This window comes from Piscinibacter sp. PDB5-1 (genome assembly GCF_056676035.1).
In genome coordinates, this window is record NZ_JBWVZL010000001.1 from 1,163,664 (window position 1) to 1,182,677 (window position 19,014).

At 67.8% G+C, this 19,014-nt stretch carries 20 protein-coding genes and 1 tRNA gene; 11 read left to right on the top strand and 10 right to left on the bottom strand.

Features of this window, described 5'->3' with window-relative positions; all coding sequences use genetic code 11:
• Positions 1–87: 87 nt before the first annotated feature.
• From AC1KAT_RS05190 to AC1KAT_RS05225, 8 genes are all read left to right on the top strand, one after another.
• Positions 88–1,029, top strand: a complete 942-nt coding sequence (locus AC1KAT_RS05190) for a polyprenyl synthetase family protein (RefSeq protein WP_480324309.1) — start codon at positions 88–90, stop codon at positions 1,027–1,029.
• Between the two features lie 41 nt (positions 1,030–1,070).
• A tRNA-Pro gene (locus AC1KAT_RS05195) sits at positions 1,071–1,147 on the top strand.
• A gap of 172 nt (positions 1,148–1,319) precedes the next feature.
• Complete coding sequence (gene pilB, locus AC1KAT_RS05200) at positions 1,320–3,038, top strand: type IV-A pilus assembly ATPase PilB (protein ID WP_480323475.1); 1,719 nt, start codon at positions 1,320–1,322, stop codon at positions 3,036–3,038.
• A gap of 77 nt (positions 3,039–3,115) precedes the next feature.
• A complete protein-coding gene (locus tag AC1KAT_RS05205; RefSeq protein ID WP_480323477.1) occupies positions 3,116–4,336 on the top strand; it encodes a type II secretion system F family protein in 1,221 nt (406 codons plus the stop codon).
• A 10-nt stretch (positions 4,337–4,346) separates the two neighbouring features.
• Positions 4,347–5,198, top strand: coding sequence for a prepilin peptidase (locus AC1KAT_RS05210; protein ID WP_480323479.1), 852 nt, complete (start codon positions 4,347–4,349; stop codon positions 5,196–5,198).
• 16 nt (positions 5,199–5,214) lie between these two features.
• A complete protein-coding gene (gene coaE, locus AC1KAT_RS05215; protein ID WP_480323481.1) occupies positions 5,215–5,847 on the top strand; it encodes a dephospho-CoA kinase in 633 nt (210 codons plus the stop codon).
• A gap of 64 nt (positions 5,848–5,911) precedes the next feature.
• Positions 5,912–6,667, top strand: coding sequence for a cell division protein ZapD (gene zapD, locus AC1KAT_RS05220; RefSeq protein ID WP_480323483.1), 756 nt, complete (start codon positions 5,912–5,914; stop codon positions 6,665–6,667).
• Positions 6,664–6,879 (top strand): DNA gyrase inhibitor YacG, encoded by a 216-nt coding sequence (locus AC1KAT_RS05225; RefSeq protein ID WP_480323485.1) that lies wholly within the window; start codon positions 6,664–6,666, stop codon positions 6,877–6,879. The genes zapD and AC1KAT_RS05225 overlap by 4 nt, the downstream gene beginning before the upstream one ends.
• 21 nt (positions 6,880–6,900) lie before the next feature.
• Here AC1KAT_RS05225 and AC1KAT_RS05230 read toward each other — a convergent pair whose 3' ends face one another.
• Genes AC1KAT_RS05230 through AC1KAT_RS05240 form a run of 3 tightly spaced genes read right to left on the bottom strand, consistent with a single transcriptional unit; the run spans position 6,901 to position 10,262 of the window.
• Positions 6,901–8,412 carry a nitric oxide reductase activation protein NorD gene (locus tag AC1KAT_RS05230; RefSeq protein ID WP_480323487.1) on the bottom strand — a complete coding sequence of 504 codons (1,512 nt, stop codon included), beginning with the start codon at positions 8,410–8,412 and terminating at the stop codon, positions 6,901–6,903.
• Between the two features lie 9 nt (positions 8,413–8,421).
• A complete protein-coding gene (locus AC1KAT_RS05235) occupies positions 8,422–9,210 on the bottom strand; it encodes an AAA family ATPase (RefSeq protein WP_480323489.1) in 789 nt (262 codons plus the stop codon).
• A gap of 11 nt (positions 9,211–9,221) precedes the next feature.
• On the bottom strand, positions 9,222–10,262 hold the full coding sequence (locus tag AC1KAT_RS05240) for an aliphatic amidase (protein WP_480323491.1): 1,041 nt from the start codon (positions 10,260–10,262) through the stop codon (positions 9,222–9,224).
• Between the two features lie 228 nt (positions 10,263–10,490).
• On the opposite strand from AC1KAT_RS05240, the gene ahpC reads away from it, so the two are divergent.
• The 3 genes from ahpC (at position 10,491) to AC1KAT_RS05255 (ending at position 13,004) form a co-directional block, all read left to right on the top strand.
• Positions 10,491–11,054, top strand: coding sequence for an alkyl hydroperoxide reductase subunit C (ahpC, locus tag AC1KAT_RS05245; protein WP_480323492.1), 564 nt, complete (start codon positions 10,491–10,493; stop codon positions 11,052–11,054).
• A gap of 155 nt (positions 11,055–11,209) precedes the next feature.
• A complete protein-coding gene (ahpF, locus tag AC1KAT_RS05250) occupies positions 11,210–12,784 on the top strand; it encodes an alkyl hydroperoxide reductase subunit F (protein ID WP_480323494.1) in 1,575 nt (524 codons plus the stop codon).
• Between the two features lie 13 nt (positions 12,785–12,797).
• On the top strand, positions 12,798–13,004 hold the full coding sequence (locus AC1KAT_RS05255) for an oxidoreductase-like domain-containing protein (protein WP_480323496.1): 207 nt from the start codon (positions 12,798–12,800) through the stop codon (positions 13,002–13,004).
• 39 nt (positions 13,005–13,043) lie between these two features.
• Here AC1KAT_RS05255 and AC1KAT_RS05260 read toward each other — a convergent pair whose 3' ends face one another.
• The 7 genes from AC1KAT_RS05260 to AC1KAT_RS05290 form a co-directional block, all read right to left on the bottom strand.
• Positions 13,044–13,442, bottom strand: a complete 399-nt coding sequence (locus tag AC1KAT_RS05260) for a hypothetical protein (RefSeq protein ID WP_480323498.1) — start codon at positions 13,440–13,442, stop codon at positions 13,044–13,046.
• Between the two features lie 119 nt (positions 13,443–13,561).
• Entirely contained in the window at positions 13,562–13,825 is a 264-nt protein-coding gene (infA, locus tag AC1KAT_RS05265) for a translation initiation factor IF-1 (protein WP_480323500.1), read from the bottom strand.
• 16 nt (positions 13,826–13,841) lie between these two features.
• Positions 13,842–14,141 carry a hypothetical protein gene (locus AC1KAT_RS05270; RefSeq protein ID WP_480323502.1) on the bottom strand — a complete coding sequence of 100 codons (300 nt, stop codon included), beginning with the start codon at positions 14,139–14,141 and terminating at the stop codon, positions 13,842–13,844.
• A gap of 47 nt (positions 14,142–14,188) precedes the next feature.
• Positions 14,189–15,067 (bottom strand): trypsin-like peptidase domain-containing protein, encoded by an 879-nt coding sequence (locus tag AC1KAT_RS05275; protein ID WP_480323504.1) that lies wholly within the window; start codon positions 15,065–15,067, stop codon positions 14,189–14,191.
• 66 nt (positions 15,068–15,133) lie between these two features.
• On the bottom strand, positions 15,134–15,649 hold the full coding sequence (locus AC1KAT_RS05280; RefSeq protein WP_480323506.1) for a DUF4826 family protein: 516 nt from the start codon (positions 15,647–15,649) through the stop codon (positions 15,134–15,136).
• A gap of 61 nt (positions 15,650–15,710) precedes the next feature.
• Entirely contained in the window at positions 15,711–16,904 is a 1,194-nt protein-coding gene (locus tag AC1KAT_RS05285; protein WP_480323508.1) for an OmpA family protein, read from the bottom strand.
• Positions 16,905–16,942: 38 nt separating this feature from the next.
• Complete coding sequence (locus AC1KAT_RS05290) at positions 16,943–18,802, bottom strand: ice-binding family protein (RefSeq protein ID WP_480323510.1); 1,860 nt, start codon at positions 18,800–18,802, stop codon at positions 16,943–16,945.
• Between the last annotated feature and the right edge of the window lie 212 nt (positions 18,803–19,014).

The window sequence follows — 19,014 nt, forward strand, 5'->3', positions numbered from 1 at the left end:
CCTATAATTTGAGGCCTTCACTCAGAGCCGACAGTGCAACTTGCCCCCACCCCTCCCGACGCCCCGGCCGTGCGCGGCGAGTATTCGATGAACGCCGAGATGCTCGAGGTCGATGCGGTCATCCAGCGCCGCTTGGCCTCGGACGTCGCCCTGATCAACCAGATCTCGCACTACATCGTCAGCGCCGGCGGCAAGCGGATCCGGCCAAAGCTGGTGATTCTCTTTGCGCGCGCACTGGGCTTCGAGGGCTCGGAGCGGCATGAGCTGGCCGCCACCGTCGAATTCATCCACACCGCCACCCTGCTGCACGACGACGTGGTGGACGAATCGTCGCTCCGACGCGGGCGGCAGACGGCCAACGCGCTGTTCGGCAACGCGGCCAGCGTGCTGGTCGGAGACTTCTTGTATTCGCGCGCCTTCCAGATGATGGTATCGGTCAACCGGATGCGGGTGCTGGAAATCCTCGCCGATGCCACCAACGTGATCGCCGAGGGCGAAGTGCTGCAGTTGCTGAACATGCACGACCCCGATGTGGCGGTGGACGACTACCTGAAGGTGATCCGCTACAAGACGGCCAAGCTGTTTGAAGCCAGCGCCCGATTGGGTGCCGTGCTGGCAGATGCGCCCGCTGATGTCGAAGAGGCTTGCGCCTCGTACGGCAGGGCGCTGGGAACCGCATTTCAACTGGTCGACGACCTCCTTGACTACGAAGGCGCAACCGCCGCACTGGGGAAAAACGTTGGTGACGACTTGCGCGAAGGCAAGCCCACCCTGCCACTGCTGTTGGCCATGGCGCGCGGCAGCGACGAAGAGTGCGCTTTGATCCGCCATGCGATTCAACACGGCGAGGTCGATCGCTTGCCGGAAATCGTCGCGATCGTGCGGAAAACAGGTGCCATTGAGGCCACGCGAGAAGCAGCTCGCACCGAGTCGAACAAGGCGCGTGAGTCGTTGATGCAACTCCCCGTGTCAGTGCACCGCGATGCTCTGCTAGAATTCTGCGTTCGGTCGGTTGAGCGCTCTGCCTAGAGTGCTCGCAGCGCAAGAATGCTCTTCGCACTTGCGCCCATCGGGGTGTAGCTTAGCCTGGTAGAGCGCTACGTTCGGGACGTAGAGGCCGGAGGTTCGAATCCTCTCACCCCGACCAGACCTTGCATTCATTGCAATCGCCAACAGCCCTCTGAAGCAAAATTTGCTTCAGTACGCGGCATCAAGGCGGCAATTTCTCAAAACTTCGACACAATCCGCTGGTTTACACGCTGAGTCGAATCGGCGATCATGCTTTGATCCCCGACCTTTGACCGACGACTCAGCCGCCTGTGGACACCCTTGCCGAAGCCTCTCCCTCGACGCTCTCGGGCGTTGCTCGGGTGCTGGTGCATGCGGGCAAACTCAACGCCAAAACGGCTGAGGATCTTGTCCGCACGGCGAAAGAGAAGAAGACCAACTTCGTCTCGGCAGTGATCACCGCCGGGGCCATTTCCCCCGCCGATCTCGCCCACACGCTGTCGAGCGCGCTGGCCCTTCCCCTGCTTGATCTGAACGCGATGGACGCACAGCGTCTGCCGCGCAACGTCATCGACGGCAAGCTCGCATCGCAGTACCAGGTGCTGGTCCTGGGCAAGCGGGGCAATCGCCTGTTCATTGGCGGGGCCGACCCGACCGACCAGGAAGCGGCCGAACGCATCAAGTTCGCCACACAGTTGTCGCCCGAGTGGGTCATCGTCGAACACGACAAGCTCACGAAGATGCTCGAAGCGAGCGGCGCGAGTGCCGCCGAGGCGTTGGAGAACATCGTCGGCGGCGACTTCGAGTTCGACGTCACCGACGACGCCACGCCGCAAGCTGAAACCCAAGAGGTTGCGACCGACGTGGAGGACGCACCGGTCGTGCGCTTCCTCCAGAAGATGCTGATCGACGCGATCAACGCGCGGGCCTCTGACCTCCACTTCGAACCCTACGAGTACCACTACCGCGTGCGCTTCCGCATCGACGGTGAGTTGCGCGAAATCACCCAGCCTCCGATTGCCATCAAGGACAAGCTGGCGTCTCGCATCAAGGTGATTTCACGCCTGGACATCTCCGAGAAACGCGTGCCCCAAGACGGGCGCATGAAGATGAAGTTCGGCAGCAAGGCGATCGACTTCCGGGTCAGCACGCTGCCCACGCTGTTCGGCGAGAAGATCGTGATCCGGATTCTCGATCCGTCGAGTGCCAAGCTGGGCATCGAAGCGCTCGGCTACGAGAAGATCGAAAAAGAGCGGCTGATGAACGCCATCGTCCGCCCTTACGGGATGATCCTCGTGACGGGCCCGACCGGCAGTGGCAAGACCGTGTCGCTCTACACCTGCCTCAACATCCTGAACCAGCCGGGGGTCAACATCTCGACCGTCGAAGATCCGGCTGAAATCAACCTGCCCGGCATCAACCAGGTCAACGTCAACGACAAGGCGGGTCTGACGTTCTCGGCGGCGCTCAAGTCCTTCCTGCGGCAGGATCCGGACGTGATCATGGTGGGCGAAATCCGCGATCTGGAAACGGCCGACATCGCGATCAAGGCCGCGCAGACGGGGCACATGGTGATGTCCACCCTGCACACCAATGACGCACCCACCACACTGACCCGCTTGCTGAACATGGGCGTAGCGCCCTTCAACATCGCCTCCAGCGTGCTGTTGATCACGGCTCAGCGCCTGGCGCGCCGGCTGTGCGAGAGCTGCAAGGCGCCGGCCGAGTACCCCCGCGAGGCCATGCTCAAAGCCGGCTATGCGGAAACGGACCTCGACGGCACCTGGAAGCCGTACCGGGCCGTCGGGTGCTCAAATTGCAGCAACGGCTACAAAGGTCGGGTCGGCATTTACCAGGTGATGCCCATTTCCGAAGAGATTCAGCGCATCATCCTGTCCGAAGGCACCGCGATGGACATCGCCGCCCAGGCGCAGCGCGAAGGCATCCGTGATCTGCGCCAATCGGGCCTGGTCAAGGTTCGCGCGGGCCTGACGACGCTGGACGAGGTGATCTCGGTCACCAATGAGTAGTGCTGGACGCGCGACAAGGGGCCTCGGCTCCACCGACAACATGAGACGGACGAGGCGGTAGACGCCTCGCAGACCATATGGCAACAGCGACCGCCGTGAAGGGCATCAAGGAACTTGTCTTCGAATGGGAAGGCAAGGACAGGAACGGCAAGCTCGTGCGCGGCGAGATGCGCGCCGGGGGCGAAGCCATGGTCAGCGCCAGCCTGCGTCGCCAGGGGGTGATGGTCACCAAGGTGAAGAAGCGCCGCACCTCGGGCGGCAAGGCCATCAAGCAGAAAGACATCGCAATCTTTACGCGCCAGTTGTCCACCATGATGAAAGCGGGCGTGCCTCTGCTGCAAGCCTTCGACATCGTGGGCCGCGGCAGCACGAACCCCAAGCTGACCAAGCTGCTGAACGACATCCGCTCAGACGTCGAAACCGGCACCAGCCTGTCGTCTGCGTTCCGCAAGCACCCGCTGTATTTCGATTCGCTGTACTGCAACCTCGTCGAGGCCGGTGAGGCCGGCGGTATCTTGGAGGCCTTGCTGGACCGCCTGGCCATCTACCAAGAAAAGACGATGGCGATCAAGAACAAGATCAAGTCGGCGCTGATGTACCCCACGGCCGTGATCATCGTGGCCTTTGTCGTGCTGGCGGTGATCATGATCTTCGTGATCCCGTCCTTCAAGGAGGTGTTCACCTCCTTCGGCGCCGACCTGCCCGCACCCACGCTGTTCGTGATGGGCATGTCGGACATTTTCGTGACCTACTGGTACATCATCTTCGGCGTCATCGGCGGCGGCGGCTATTTCTTCCTCGAATCGTGGAAACGCTCCGAGAACATGCAGCGGACGATGGACCGCCTGCTGCTGCGGGTGCCGATCTTCGGCGAACTGGTCAACAAGTCGGTCGTCGCGCGCTGGACCCGCACCCTGTCCACCATGTTCGCGGCCGGTGTTCCTCTCGTGGAAGCACTCGACTCCGTCGGCGGCGCCTCGGGCAACGCGGTCTTCAAGGACGCCACCGAACAAATCCAACGCGATGTGTCCACTGGTGCCAGCCTGACCACCTCGATGCAGACAACCGGCGTCTTCCCCACCATGGTCTTGCAGATGTGCGCGATCGGCGAAGAGTCGGGCTCGCTCGACGGCATGCTGGGCAAGGCGGCCGAGTTCTATGAAGACGAGGTGGACGAGGCGGTGAAGGGCCTGTCGAGTCTGATGGAGCCGATCATCATCGTGATCCTCGGCACGCTCATCGGTGGCATCGTCGTGTCGATGTACCTGCCCATCTTCAAGCTCGGCCAAGTCGTCTGACGACGCCGCGATGAGCACGGAACTGACGCAGGTTCTCCTGTCGCCGTGGGTCCTGGGGCTGTTCGGGCTGTGCATCGGCAGCTTCCTGAACGTCGTCATCCACCGCCTACCGCTCATGATGGAGCAGGAGGATCGCCAGGCCGCGGCGGAGTTGCTCGACGTGAAGGTGGATGCCGCCGAGCCCATCAGCCTGTCCAAGCCCCGGTCGCGCTGCCCGTCTTGCGGGCACCGCATCGCCTGGTACCAGAACATCCCGGTGCTGAGCTACCTGCTGCTGCGCGGCCGGTGTTCGGCCTGCAAGACGAAGATCTCGCCGCGCTACCCGTTCATCGAGCTGCTCACGGGCGGTTTGTTCGTCGCGGTGGGTTACCACGTCGGCGCTGTGCCAGTGGTGCTGGCCTGGTGCGGCGTCGTGGCCGTGCTGGTGGCGCTCGCCGCGATCGACTGGGACACGACCCTGCTGCCCGACGCGCTGACCCTGCCGCTGCTGTGGGCCGGGCTCATCGCCGCCACGCTGGGCTGGACGCTGCCGCTGCCCGAGGCCATCTGGGGCGCGGTCGCCGGCTACCTGTCGCTGTGGTCGGTCTACTGGCTGTTCAAGCTGACCACCGGCAAAGAGGGCATGGGTTATGGCGACTTCAAGCTGCTCGCCGCGCTCGGGGCCTGGCTGGGCTGGCAGATGATTCTGCCGATCGTGCTGGGGGCCTCGTTGATCGGCGCCATCGTCGGCATCGGCATGAAGCTCGCCAGCAACCTGCGCGAAGGCCTGTACGTGCCCTTCGGGCCCTTCCTCGCGGGCGGGGGCATCGTGGTGCTGCTCGCCGGCCAAGAGCGCGTGCTGGGCTGGCTCGGCTGGGCCTGACCGCTCAGAAAGCCGGATGTCGCACCACCTGCCGGACCTGCCGCGCATCGGCCTGACCGGCGGCATCGGCAGCGGCAAGAGCACCGTCGCCGCGATGCTGGTGGCGCACGGTGCGACACTGGTCGACACCGACGCCATCTCGAAGTCGCTCACGCTGCCCGGCGGCGCGGCGATCGAGCCGATCCGCAGCACCTTCGGTGCACCGGCCATCGACGCCACCGGCGCCCTCGACCGCGCCTTCATGCGCACGCTGGTCTTTGCAGACGCGACCGCCAAGACGCGGCTCGAAGCCATTCTTCACCCATTGATCGGCCTTGAGGTGGACCGCCGCGCGCAGGCTGCCACGGGCGACGCCATCGTGTTCGACGTGCCCCTGCTGGTCGAGTCGCCGCGCTGGCGTTCGCGGGTGGACCGCGTGCTGGTCGTCGATGCCCGCGAGGACACCCAGGTGCAGCGCGTGATGCAGCGCTCCGGCTGGTCGCGTGAGACGGTGTTGGCGGTGATCGCCCAGCAGGCCACGCGGGCGCAGCGCCGCGCGGCGGCCGATGCGGTGATCTTCAACGACGGCCTCTCGCTGGCGGCCCTGCAGACCGAGGTCGAAGCGGTGTGGCAGGCCTGGTGCCCGCACGCGCGCCCGGTCATGGCCTGATGAGCCCAAGCCCTGTGGAACAATCCCGCTGATTCGCCTGTCGCGCATCACCGGAATGTCCGCCTTGATCCTCTACGAATACCCGTTCAACGAGAGCATTCGCACGATGCTGCGGCTCGAACACCTGTTCGATCGCCTGGGCAAACTGATCCCGCGTGACGACGCGGTGGACCACCACTACGCGCTGGCCACGCTGTTCGAGATCATGGACGTGGCCTCGCGCGCCGACCTCAAGTCGGACCTGCTCAAAGACCTCGACCGCCAGCGCGCGCAGTTGCAGACCTACCGCGGCAACCCCGCGATCGCCGAGTCGGTGCTCAACGAGGTGATCGGCAAGGTGGACCACGCCTTCAACGCGCTCAACAACCTCTCGGGCAAGGCCGGCCACGCGCTGACCGCCAACGAATGGCTGATGAGCGTGCGCAGCCGCATCAGCATCCCGGGCGGCACCTGCGAATTCGACCTGCCCGCCTACTACGCCTGGCAGAAGAGCGAGCCCACCAAGCGCCGCGCCGACCTCGTGCAGTGGGTCAACACCATGATGCCGCTGGCCGAAGCACTGCAGGTGCTGCTGGGCCTGCTGCGCGACTCGGGCGTGCCGCAGAAGGTCATGGCCCAGGGTGGGCACTACCAGCAAAGCCTGCCGCCAAGCCGCAGCTACCACCTGCTGCGCCTTCGCATCGACCCGGCCCTGCACCTCGTACCCGAGATCAGCGGCCACCGCCTGATGGTCACCGTGCGCCTGATGAAGCAGGACGCCGACGGGCGCCTCAAGCCGGCGCCCGTGGACGCCACCTTCGAGCTGACCTTGTGCTCATGAACGGCCCCACCCCGACACCCCGCCCCCGCCTCGTCAAGTGCCCCACCTGCGGCGGCGACAGCGTCTACGCGGCCGACAACCCCTTCCGCCCCTTCTGCAGCGAACGCTGCAAGAACATCGACTTCGGCGGCTGGGCGTCCGAAAGCTACCGGCTCAAGGCCACGCCGCCCGCGCGCGAAGACGAGGTCGACGGCGACCCCGCCACCGACTGACGCCGCCCGGCCCCTGGCCGCTCACCGCCACACGCGCGCATCGCGGCCGAACACCCGGCACAGGGCCGGCCAGGTCGCGGGGCCCCAGCCCAGCCCCAGCACCCGGATGCCTTGCCGACGCGCCTCGGCCAGGGCCTGCTGCGCATCGTCGATCAGGTAGCGGGGGTCGTGCACGTCGATGTCGTGCGGCTCGCCATCGGTCAACACCACCAGCCGGCGCATCGGCTCGGGCCGCGCCAGCAGGCGGCGCGTGGCGTGGCGCACGGCCGCGCCCAGGCGTGTCGAGCCGCCAGCGCGCAGGCTGTGCAGGGCCTGCAGGACGCCCGCGTGCAGGGGTTCGTCGAAGTCCTTCAGGCGGTCGTAGCGCACCGCCTGCCGGCCCGCCGAGCGAAAGCCGTCGATGGCGCAGGCACCGCCGCGCGCGCGCAGGCCATGCGCCGCCCAGGCGGCCGCGCGGCGGGCCGGGTCGAGTTGCGCGTCGTCGCTCGATGCCGACAGGTCCAGCAGCCACAGCTCGGCCACCGCCCCTGGGCGCGCGCGGTCGGCCACGTGCACGCGGTCGTCGGGCGCATGGCCGGCGCGAACGCCGAGGCGGGATTGCAAGGCCGCGTCGAGGTCCAGCGCCTCGCCCTCGCGTTGACGGCGCAGGCGCTCAAGCGGGCATTCGTCCCAGGCCCAAGGCAAACCGGCGACGGCGGCCACGGGGCCCGTCCACTCGGGCGACTCCCGTGGGCGAGGCGCCGCGTGCTCCTGCACCTGGCACCACTGCAATCGGTGGCGCGCGATCAGACGGTCCCACTCGGGGTACCAGTGCGGCGTGACCGGCGCAGGCGCGTCGGGTTCCCGGGCTTCATCGCGCCGCCCCGCGCCCGCGCCGGGCGGCGGTTCGTCGTGCTCGCGCGCAGTGCCCTCGTCCGCCCACAGCAACGCGTGGTCATCGCGATAGCCGGGCTGCACCACATAGAGCCGCGGGTTGAAGGGCAGGCGCATCTGGCCGATGTCATGGCCCAGGCGCGACGCGGCCTGGCGCAGCGCGTCGGCTCGGCACAGCTGCATCACGCGGCCATCGGCGTCGCCATAGAAGAGCGTGCGGCCCTTGCGCACCCAGGGGTGCGGGTCGTCGTGGCGCGGGTCGAGCAGGCAGCGCGCCAGCCGGCGCATCAAGGCCTCGAAGCCCTGGCCGTCATCGCCGCCGGGCAGCGCGTGAAAGGGCAGCCACAAGGCCCGCAGCCCGGGCAGCTCGCGGCAGGCCAGCCATTCGACGCGCGCGTCTTCGAGCAGGCCCACCAACGCGCGGGTGATGGGCTTGAGGCTCTTCGCGTCGAAGCGCTCGCGCGTGTACGTGAGGTGGGCGCCGGCATGTGCGGTGGCCGCTTGGAACCAGGTGCGTGAGGCGCGGGCCGGCAGGTGGATGCCGAGGTTCGACACGCAGGGCGCGGCCTCGTCGGCCAGCGGCCACAACGCGGGTGCGCGGTTCCACAGCGCTTGCTGGTAGGCCAGCAGCTCGGAGCGGCCGGCTTCGAGCGTCAGCATCGACGCCGTTCAGAACGACGCGGCCAGCGCGCCTTCGAGGGCTTGCAGCACATCGGGCTCGTCGCTGAGCGGTGCGACGATGGCAGCGCGGCACGCCGCCTGCACCGGCACGCCCTGCCCCATCAAGCGCCCGGCGTGGATCAGCATGCGTGTCGAGGCGCCCTCGCCCAGGCCGTGGCCTTGCAGGCGACGCGTGCGCAGGCCGAAGGCCACCAGCGTGCCGGCTTCGGCCACGTCCAGCCCCGCTTCGTGCGCGACGATGTCGGCCTCGACCTCCGGCGGCGGGTAGTGAAACGCCAGCGCGCAGAAGCGCTGCCGCGTCGAAGGCTTCAGCGCCTTGTGCGCCGCCGCGTAGCCGGGGTTGTAAGACACCACCAGCAGAAAGTCGGGGTGCGCACGCACGGTCTCGCTGCAGCGTTCGAGCGGCAGCACGCGGCGCGTGTCGGTCAGCGGGTGGATGACCACCGTGGTGTCGCTGCGCGCTTCGACCAGTTCGTCGAGGTAGCAGATGGCGCCGGTGCGGGCCGCGCGGGTCAGCGGGCCGTCTTGCCAGCGGGTGCCCTCGGCATCGAGCACCCAGCGGCCGGTGAGGTCGCCCGCCGTCAGGTCGTCGTGGCAGGCCACCGTGATGAGCGGCCGGCCCAGCCGCCACGCCATGTGCTCAACGAAGCGCGTCTTGCCGCAGCCCGTCGGCCCTTTCAGCAGCACCGGCAGGCGTTGCGCATAGGCCGCCTCGAACAGCGTGCACTCGTCGGCAAGCGCTTGGTAGAACGGCCCACCGCCGTGGCGTGCGTTCATGCCGGCACCGCTCAACGGTGGCCGAGCGTCGAGGTGTTCGGAAGGCCCTCGATCGGCGCCTCGTCGGTGCCCACCGTCGTGCGCGTGAACGACTCAACCTGCTGGCGCATGGCCTCGGGGTCGGCCACCCACTTCGCATAGAACTCGTACGGGCAGGCGGCCACGCCCTGGTCGCCTTCGCGCGAGTTGATCAGGCCCGTGTAGCCGCGGTGCAGCAGCTTGAAGAGGTGGTTCTCGCTCTGGCCGTTCTTGCGAAAGTCGCGGATCAGGCCCTTGCTCAGCGCGGCGTACTGCACGCCCATGTCTTCTTCGCCGCATTCGCCCAGCGTGCGGCCATCGAAGCCGATCAGCGCCGAGTGGCCGAAGTACGAGTACACGCCGTCGAAGCCGGTCGCGTTGGCCACCGCCACGTAGGTGTTGTTGGCGAAGGCCATCGCCTTGGCCATCAGGATCTGCTGCTCTTTCGCCGGGTACATGTAGCCCTGGCAGCGCACGATCAGCTCGGCGCCTTTCATCGCGCAGTCGCGCCAGATCTCGGGGTAGTTGCCGTCGTCGCAGATGATGAGGCTGACCTTCAATCCCTTGGGGCCGTCGCTCACGTAGGTGCAGTTGCCGGGGTACCAGCCCTCGATGGGCACCCACGGCATGATCTTGCGGTACTTCTGGACGATCTCGCCCTGGTCGTTCATCAGGATGAGCGTGTTGTACGGCGCCTTGTTGGGGTGCTCTTCGTGGCGCTCGCCGGTGAGCGAAAACACGCCCCAGACCTTCGCCTTCTTGCAGGCCGCCGCGAAGATCTCGGTCTCGAAGCCCGGCACGCTGGCCGCGTTCTCGTACATCTCAGCGCTGTCGTACATGATCCCGTGGGTGCTGTACTCCGGGAAGATCACCAGGTCGAGCCCCGGCAGCCCCTGCTTCAGGCCCTCGACCATCGAGGCGATCTGCTTGCAGTTGGCCAGCACCTCGGCGCGCGTGTGCAGGCGCGGCATCTTGTAGTTGACGACCGCGACACCGACCGTGTCCTTGCTGCTGGAAATGTCGCCGTGGATCATGGGAGGCTCCGTGAGGGGTGTCGGACCATTGTCGAAACCGCCCCCCGCCCGGCGAATACGTTGATTGACGTAGCCACTCAAGGCGGGTCGCCAGAGGTCCTTGCTGCATAGATAAAATCTATCGATTGCATACAGCCAATCAAGCCAGAAAATGACGCGGCGCACCTAAGATTTGCGCTGTTCGCACCGTTTTTCCCAACCCCCAACCAAGCAACACAGGAGAGAAGCATGTCCCTGATCAACACCGCCGTTCCGGCCTTCAAAGCCACCGCCTTCAAGCAAGGCAAGTTCATCGACATCAGCGAAAAAGACCTGAAGGGCAAGTGGTCGGTGTTCGTGTTCATGCCGGCCGCGTTCACGTTCAACTGCCCGACCGAAGTCGAAGACGCGGCCGAGAACTACGCTGAATTCCAGAAGCTCGGCGCCGAGGTCTACATCGTCACGACCGACACGCACTTCGCCCACAAGGTCTGGCACGAAACCTCGCCGGCCGTCGGCAAGGCGCAGTTCCCGCTGGTCGGCGACCCGACGCACGCGCTGACCCGCGCGTTCGGCGTGCACATCGACGAAGAAGGCCTGGCCCTGCGCGGCACCTTCGTCATCAACCCCGATGGCGTGATCAAGACGCTCGAAATCCATGACAACGCCATCGCGCGTGACATGAAGGAAACCGTGCGCAAGCTCAAGGCCGCGCAATACGTCGCCAAGAACCCCGGCCAGGTCTGCCCGGCCAAGTGGCAAGAAGGCGCCAAGACGCTGACCCCGTCGCTCGACCTGGTCGGCAAGATCTAAATCAAACCCACGTGCCGTGACGAGGCCTGGCCTCATCACACCGCACCAGACGCTGCCCGCGCCCGCCCACGAGGCGACGCGGGGCGTCGAAGGGCCTTCTTCGTCCATCCGAAGGAGGCCAGTTCTCAAAGTCGCTTGAATAGGAGATAGACACCATGTTGGACGACACCCTGAAGGCTCAACTCGGCGCGTACCTCGAACGCGTGCAGCAACCCTTCGAGATCGTCGCCTCGCTGAGCGACTCTGAGAACTCGCGCGAAATGCTCGATCTGCTGCAGACCATCCAAGGCCTGCGCCACGACAAGATCAGCCTGCGCACCGATGGGCAAGACGCCCGCAAGCCCTCGTTCACGCTGCAACGCACCGGCGCCACCACGAGCCTGCGTTTTGCCGGCCTGCCGCTGGGCCACGAGTTCACCTCGCTCGTGCTCGCGCTCTTGTGGACCGGCGGCCACCCGCCCAAGGTCGAGCCCGATGTGATCGAGCAGATTCAAGCGCTCGACGGTGACTTCAACTTCGAGGTCTACATGAGCCTGAGCTGCCACAACTGCCCTGACGTGGTGCAGGCGCTGTCGCTCATGGCCATCTTGAACCCCAAGGTCAAGACGACCGTCATCGAGGGCGGCGCCTTCCAGGACGAAGTGACGCGCCGCGAGATCATGGCCGTGCCGATGGTCTTCTTGAACGGCGAGGTGTTCGGCTCGGGCCGCATGACGGTCGAAGAGATCGTCGCCAAGCTCGACACCGGCGCCGCCGCACGCGACGCCGCCAAGCTGTCGGCCAAAGACCCGTACGACGTGCTCATCGTCGGCGGTGGCCCGGCCGGCGCGGCCGCGGCCGTGTACGCGGCGCGCAAGGGCATTCGCACCGGCATCGCGGCCGAACGCTTCGGCGGGCAGGTCAACGACACGCTGGCCATCGAGAACTACATCTCGGTGCTCGAGACCGACGGGCCGAAGTTCGCCGCCGGGCTCGAAGCGCATGTGCGCGCCTACGACGTCGAGATCATGAACCTGCAACGCGCCGACAAGCTGATCCCCGCGACCGAGCCGGGCGGCCTGGTCACGGTGCAGCTCGCCAACGGCGGCACGCTCAAGGGCAAGACGGTGATCCTCTCGACCGGCGCGCGCTGGCGCAACGTCAACGTGCCCGGCGAAGCCGAGTACCGCAACAAGGGCGTGGCCTACTGCCCGCACTGCGACGGGCCGCTGTTCAAGGGCAAGAAGGTGTCGGTGATCGGCGGCGGCAACTCGGGCGTCGAGGCGGCGATCGATCTCGCGGGCATCGTGGCGCACGTGACGCTGATCGAATTCGCGACCGAACTGAAGGCCGACGCGGTGCTGGTCAACAAGCTCAAGAGCCTGCCGAACGTGACCATCCACGTGAACGCGCAGACGACCGAGATCACCGGCGCCGACGGCAAGGTCAACGGCCTCAAGTACAAGGACCGCGCGACCGGCGTCGAGCACACGGTCGATCTCGAAGGCGTGTTCGTGCAGATCGGCCTGGTGCCCAACACCGAGTGGCTGCGCGGCACGGTCGAGCTGAGCAAGTTCGGCGAGATCATCGTCGATGCCAAGGGCCACACCAACCTGCCCGGCGTGTTCGCGGCGGGTGACTGCACCACGGTGCCGTACAAGCAGATCGTGATCGCCGCAGGCGACGGGGCGAAGGCCGCGCTGAGCGCGTTCGACCACCTGATCCGCACGCCGGTGGTGGCCGCGACCTGAGATCATCGCGGGCGTGACGCCAGCCATCCACGACCTCGCCTCGGCGCAAGCCGTCTTCCACGCCCTGCAGCAGCAAGCGCTGTCGCAGGGCGTGGTGCTTCGTGCGCCGCCGCCCCCGCCGACGACCTGCTGCGGACGCGGCTGCAACGGCTGTGTGTGGGAAGGCTGGTTCGAAGCCGCGCTCTACTGGCGCGACGAAGCCCTGCTGATGCTGGGCTGAAAGGCTGGACGTCGGGCGAAGCGCGTGGGCGCGGCCCGGTCAGTCTTCTTCGGCGGTGACGCTGAGCTGCGTGCGCAGCGCGCCATCGACCTCGGTGCTCACCACCACCCGCAGCGCCTCGCCCGAAGGCACGACGCGGCGAAAGCGGTAGTCGAGCGAGTCGCGCCCGCCGGTGTCGGTGGGCACGCGCCGCGCCCATTCCTGCGCGCCGTTCACCAGCACCCGCATGCCGTGCCAGGCGTCGCCGCGGCCCACGGCCGTGCGCACCTGGAAGCTGCAGAACACCTCGAACACGCGGTCGCGCCGGGCCTCGGGCGGCACGCTCAGCTGGGCCACGTCGCGCGCGCCGGCATCGACCGCCCAACGTTCGGGGCGGCGCGGCCCGGCCTCGGCAGGCGCCGGCACCACGGGGCGGCTGGGTTGACCTTTGCTGCGCATGGCAAGAACGAGGGGCGAGTCACGCAGGCCCGGGGCGCTGCGGGCTCAGGCGTACCGACGAACGGGCGCGAGCGCCAAGGCGCAGGTCGGCCCGCGCGGCGCCCAGTGCCGTCGGGCGATCAGTTCGGCCGGCGGGCGCCGGTCGGGGCCGGACCGCGACGTTCGCCGAGGTGGCGGAAGGTGATGCGGCCCTTGCTCAGGTCGTAGGGCGAGAGTTCGAGCGACACGTTGTCACCCGCGAGGATGCGGATGTGGTGCTTGCGCATGCGGCCCGAGGTGTAGGCGACGAGGCTGTGCCCGTTGTCGAGCGTGACGCGAAAGCGTGAATCGGGCAGCACTTCGTTGACAACGCCGCTCATCTCGATCAGTTCTTCTTTGGCCATGAGGTTCCTTGTGGTTTCAGCAGGAGGATGCGGGGAGCGGGCAGGCGCGTTCGGCGACCCAGGCGAGGCCTTGGTCGGTGGCGTAGCGGCGGGCTGCTTGGGCCGTGTCGAACAGCGGAACGAAACGCATCACGCGGTCGTGTGTGGCGCTGCCCCGGCCGGAGCGAATGGACACCGAGGCCGTGAAGCGGCCGTCGGACAGAGATTGGGTCAGGGGTGCGACGAGGTACTTGCCGACCTGGAGATTCGTATCGATGCAGTTCTTTCGATGGCTGGGGGCGCCGCCATGCGGGGCCCTCGGCGGCGAGCGGGCCACGGGGTGTGGACGTGCGCTCGATCAGGGAGGTGAGGCGTTCGGGCCTGTCACGTGCGCCCCTGGGAAGGGCGCGGGCTCAACGCAAGAGGCGCGACTGTAGCACCCTCACCGTTTTGGGGCGCCGTGAGGGTCATCAGGATGTCGGCGTACCAGGCGCAATTGAGGCCCAGCGACTCGTCGGCCGCCAGGTCGCGGTTGCCCATGTCGAGCCGCGCCGAATGCACGCCGACCAGGGCCCAGGGCAGCGCATCGCCCGGCGCCCCGGCGGGCGGAGCGGGCAGTCGCATCACGACCGGCGCACCACTGGTGCCGCGGTGGGTGCGAGCATCGGTCAGGAAGTAGCCCTGCCCCTGGAAACGCATGCTGAACGACGAGGCGACGATCGCCTGCCGCACCACGGGCAGGTGGTGCAGCGTGTCGTGAAAGCCGAGTGGAAAGCCCACGACCAGCAGCGGCTGTCCGGCTTCGACCGCCACCCCCGCGGCTTCGACCAGGTGTGCCGGCGTGAATGCACGGCTGGCCATGGCCGAGGGCAGCGCGCGGCGTTCGAGCTCGATCACCGCGACGTCGATCTCGCCGCCAGCGTCACGCCCCTGCCGCCACACGCTTTGCCCATGGCGGTACAGCGGCACCGAAAAGCCGATGGACTGCGCAAGGTTGTGCTCGTCGGTGTGCAGCTCGATCTCGATGCGGTCGGGGTGGTGCCCCGAGGGCGTGTCGCTCACCACGTGCCGGCTGGTGACGAGGAAGATGCGCTCGTCGCGCGCGAAGAGAAAGCCGCTCGCGTGGGTCAGCGCCCGGTCGCCGTCGAAGGTGGACACGCGTGTGGCGGCCAGGAGCAAGGGCTCCACACCGCGCAGGTCACGTGGGCCGGGGGATGGGCCGGTAGATGGGCCGGGGAAGGGCCCGGCAGATGGGGCGGGCATGGCGGGCTCCTCAGGGCGCCCGACCTTAGCACCCGCGCGTTCGCGTTCGGCGCCGAAGGCCTCGGCTCAGTCGTCGCCCTCGGCGGGGTCGCTGCTGTCGCTGCCCGGGTCGGCCGGCCACACCGAGGCGTCGTCGGCCCAGGCCACCAGGACCGGGCCGCGCTTGCGCAGTTGCGCGGTGAGCTTCAACAACTGGGCGTCGCTGAGGTGCCGCCACGCCTGCGGCACTTCGCCGCCTTCGAGGGCCTGGGCGTGGTGCGTCCAGCGCTTGCCGATGGCGCGCATCGCGTCGCGCGGGGTGTCGATGCCGAAGGCCGGCATGGCGTCGGTGGGCAGGTCGCCCGCGATGGCCCAGAAGCCGATGAACTCGGGCCGGTCTTTGCTTTCGACTGCCCAGATGCTGGCGTAGGGAATCGCGTAGAAGGCGGGGACTTCGCCGATGCGGCCGTGGGCCAGGCCAGCGAGTTGCAGGTGGGCTTCGACCTCGGCGCGGCGGGCCTCGCACCAGGCGGTGTCGGCATCGGCCGTTGCCGGGGCGGCGGGCAGCGAGGGCTTCGGGGAGGGGGCGGTCTTCTCGGTCATGCCGCCATCGTAGGCGACGCCCATCGCCCGGTTCGCGGGCGACGGGCTTCGGCGCGGCCGATCAGCGGGTGCCGACCACTTCGACCTCCACCCGGCGGTCGGGCTGCAGGCAGGCGATCAGCTTCGGGCTGCGCTTTTCACCCACGCAGTCCGACCCGGTGACGGGCTGGCCCTCGCCCTTGCCCACGGAAGAGACCTTGGCCGGGTCGATGCCGCCAACGTTCACCAGGTAGGCCTTCACCACGTCGGCGCGCTGGGCCGACAGCTTCTCGTTGTAGGCGGCCGAGCCCAGGCGGTCGGCATGCCCTTCGACGGTGATCATTTCGTAGCGCGTGCCCTTGAGTTCTTCGGCGAAGACATCGAGCGCCTTCTTGCCTTCGGGACCGACTCGCGACTGGTCGAAGACAAAGATCGAATCGGCCGAGAAACTGACACGGCGGCGCGGCGGTGGGGGGGCCACCACCGGGGCCGGCGGGGCCTGGGCCACCACCGGCGCAGGGGCCGGCGGCGGTGGTGCGGCCACGACGGGCGCGGGCGGCGGCACATACACCGGCGCGGCCGCACGCGGCGCCGGTGCGGCCTCTCGGCCGAACGGAAACACCAGGCTCACCGACGCGACGTTGACGCCCCCGTGGTTGCCCACCGCGTCGTTGACGCGGTAGTGCTCGGCTTCGGCGCGCACGAAGAACGAACGGTTGACTTCGTACTGCAGGCCGGCGCCGAGCTTGTAGTTCAGTTCGTTCTTCCTCGGGTTGGGGTTCAGCACGCCCACCGCGCCGGTGCCACGGAAGGTGTCGCGCGCCTGGGCGTACTGCCCGCCGATGCGCCCGATGGCCGACAGCCGCTCGGTCAAGGGCAAGGTGCCCACGAGGTCGAGGTTGACGCCTTGCAGCCTGATTTGCCCGGTGAGAGAACCGGCCGGGGATGTGGTGGACGTGAAGCCGAATTCGCCCAGTTTGAAGTAGCCGCCTTCCAGACCGATATAGCGGTTGAACTGGTAGCCCCCGAAGAGCTTGAAGGCGGTGTCTTTCTCATCGCGGTTCATGCCGGTGGTGGTGAGGCCCGCGCCGAGCAGGCCGGCATTGATGCGCGCTTCGTCGATGCGGGCGCGTGACTGCCCGACAGACAAACCGCCGTAGTAGTAGCCGCCCTCTTGGGCATGCGACCTGTACGAGGACTGGGCATAGGTCGGGGCGGCGATCAGCGCGCTGAAGGTGGCCAGCCCGATCAGACGCAATGCGTGGTGTGTGTTCATGGTGCTCTTTCGAAGGGGGCTGGGGGCAGGCAAAGGCATCACGGCGCGACGATGGTCGTGTTGACCAGGGTTACCGAGGCCGTGAGGCCGATGGCACGGCCAATCAGGGTGGTCTGCACCGTCTGGCCCGCCGTCGAGATCGTCACGCCGGCCGGCGCGATGATGGTTCCGACCATCGTGCTGCCGTTCTCGATGCGTGCGGCGCTGCCGACCTGCCAGTACACGTTGCGCGCTTGCGCCCCGTTGATCAGCAGCACACGGCGCGGCGTGGCGCTCAGGCCCACCGTCAGCGCCGAGGCGCTCTGGAAGACCCACATCGCGTTGGCGTCGCCTTGTGCGTCGAGCACCAGGTCGCCGGTCGTGATGTCGAAGGTGCCACCGGCCGAGGTGTAGGTCGCAGGCGCCAAGGTCAGGCCGCCCAGTTGGCCAGCACCCGGGTCGCTGCCGGCGGGCATGGCAGCGAGCTGGTTGTAGGCGACGAGGGCATCGGCCAGGGCCTGCGAGGCGATGGTCATGCTCGATGCGGTGCCCGGGCTCGGCGGTGCGCAGAAGATGCTGCCGTTGACCACGCCGACGTCGAGCGGGGTCTCGTCGTAGACGTTGCTGGCATCGTGGAAGCCGGTGATCAAGGTGCAGGCCGCCGTGGTGCCGATGTTGCCGTTGACGACCGTGTTGACACCGCTGTTGGTGATGCCCGCACTGCCCCCGAACGAGCCGAACGATGCGGCGCTGCCCAGGTCGATGGCGGCACTGCACGGCTGGGTGTTGGTGGTGAAGCCCCACACCTCGTCGGCGGCCAGCGAGTTGCCGGCCAGGTCGCGCACACCCGCCACGCCCGAGACCAGGGTCGCGACGAACGGCGTGCTCGGCGCGAAGCCGGCCGGGGCGGTCGGCACGAAGCTGGCGACGCGGGTGACCGGGTCGTAGCTGACGCTGCCCGGCACCGCGACACCGGCGTTGGTGACGCGGAAGGTGGTCGACGTGAGGCTGTCGGCGTTCATCGCTTCGCTGAACGTGGCACTCACCGTGCGGGTCAGGCACGAGGTGCTGCCATTGGCCGGGCTGAGCGCGCTGGCCGTCGGCGGCGTGGCATCACCGCCCACCGTGGTGCTGAACAACCAGACGTGGTTGCCCGCACCCGGCAGGACGGCTTGGTTGCCCGCCAGCGCGTTGCCAGCCAGGTCGCTCAAGCCGCTGCTCAAGGTGACGCGGTAGTCGGTGTTGTCGGCCAGCGGCAAGGTGTTGGGTGTGAAGGTGGCGGTGCGCGCGCCAGCGGCGTAGCTCACGCCGCCCGGCACCGCGATGCCCTGCGTCAGGTCGAACACGACGAAGCTGCCCGGCACGAAACCCGCCGGGGCCATGCTTTCGCTGAACGACGCGGTGATCAGCGTGTTGTTGGCAGCACTCGGCGCAGCGGCCACTGGCACCGTCAGCAAGACGGTGGGCCGGGTGGTGTCGCCCAGCAGCGTGGTGAACGACCACGAGACGCTGTCCGCGATGGCGAAGCCGTCGGTGTCGGTCGCCGTGGTGTTGACGGTCGCGGTGCAGGTGGTGCTGGCCGGCAGCGCGGCCGCCGGCGTCAGCGTGGCGGTGCGGCTGGGCGCGTCGTAGACGACGCTGGCCGCGACCGGGCTGCCCGTCGGGCAGGCCAGGCTGAAACTGCCAGGCACCGTCGCGGCGTTCATCGGCTCGCTGAAGGTGGCCGTCACCGTGCTGCCGGTGGCCACACCCGTGACGGTGGGCGTGCTGTTGGCCGGCGAGGTCACGCTGACGGTGGGCGCTTGGCCGGCACCCGGCGTGCCGAGGATGGGGTCGTTGCCCCCGCCGCAAGCCGCCAGCAAGGCGGCCAACAGGGCGGGGATCCACACGACGCGCGTCGAGTGGAGTCGTTGGAACATGTTCATCGTTTCTTCCCTGCGGGGTGAGCGCGAGCTGGCTTCTGGCTGGAGCAGCACCCCTGAGGGAAGGCACTGAGAAATGGCAGGGGACCGTGGCGAAGACGGCCCTGCGCGCCGTGTGGCGTGAATGCAGAGCTTGCGCGTGCGGCAGGGAGGAAACGATCAGCCAAGGGCCCGTGCGCCGGGTGTCGAGGACCCGGCGGGGCGTAGGC

Excerpts from the sequence above, each read along its gene's own strand:
- coaE (WP_480323481.1), top strand. The coding sequence starts at position 5,215 with ATGTCGCACCACCTGCCGGACCTGCCGCGCATCGGCCTGACCGGCGGC.
- AC1KAT_RS05275 (WP_480323504.1), bottom strand. The coding sequence starts at position 15,067 with ATGCCCGCCCCATCTGCCGGGCCCTTCCCCGGCCCATCTACCGGCCCA.
- AC1KAT_RS05285 (WP_480323508.1), bottom strand. The coding sequence starts at position 16,904 with ATGAACACACACCACGCATTGCGTCTGATCGGGCTGGCCACCTTCAGC.
- AC1KAT_RS05225 (WP_480323485.1), top strand. The coding sequence starts at position 6,664 with ATGAACGGCCCCACCCCGACACCCCGCCCCCGCCTCGTCAAGTGCCCC.
- ahpF (WP_480323494.1), top strand. The coding sequence starts at position 11,210 with ATGTTGGACGACACCCTGAAGGCTCAACTCGGCGCGTACCTCGAACGC.
- ahpC (WP_480323492.1), top strand. The coding sequence starts at position 10,491 with ATGTCCCTGATCAACACCGCCGTTCCGGCCTTCAAAGCCACCGCCTTC.
- AC1KAT_RS05230 (WP_480323487.1), bottom strand. The coding sequence starts at position 8,412 with ATGCTGACGCTCGAAGCCGGCCGCTCCGAGCTGCTGGCCTACCAGCAA.
- AC1KAT_RS05205 (WP_480323477.1), top strand. The coding sequence starts at position 3,116 with ATGGCAACAGCGACCGCCGTGAAGGGCATCAAGGAACTTGTCTTCGAA.
- infA (WP_480323500.1), bottom strand. The coding sequence starts at position 13,825 with ATGGCCAAAGAAGAACTGATCGAGATGAGCGGCGTTGTCAACGAAGTG.
- AC1KAT_RS05190 (WP_480324309.1), top strand. The coding sequence starts at position 88 with ATGAACGCCGAGATGCTCGAGGTCGATGCGGTCATCCAGCGCCGCTTG.
- AC1KAT_RS05235 (WP_480323489.1), bottom strand. The coding sequence starts at position 9,210 with ATGAACGCACGCCACGGCGGTGGGCCGTTCTACCAAGCGCTTGCCGAC.
- AC1KAT_RS05210 (WP_480323479.1), top strand. The coding sequence starts at position 4,347 with ATGAGCACGGAACTGACGCAGGTTCTCCTGTCGCCGTGGGTCCTGGGG.
- AC1KAT_RS05280 (WP_480323506.1), bottom strand. The coding sequence starts at position 15,649 with ATGACCGAGAAGACCGCCCCCTCCCCGAAGCCCTCGCTGCCCGCCGCC.
- AC1KAT_RS05260 (WP_480323498.1), bottom strand. The coding sequence starts at position 13,442 with ATGCGCAGCAAAGGTCAACCCAGCCGCCCCGTGGTGCCGGCGCCTGCC.
- AC1KAT_RS05290 (WP_480323510.1), bottom strand. The coding sequence starts at position 18,802 with ATGTTCCAACGACTCCACTCGACGCGCGTCGTGTGGATCCCCGCCCTG.
- AC1KAT_RS05240 (WP_480323491.1), bottom strand. The coding sequence starts at position 10,262 with ATGATCCACGGCGACATTTCCAGCAGCAAGGACACGGTCGGTGTCGCG.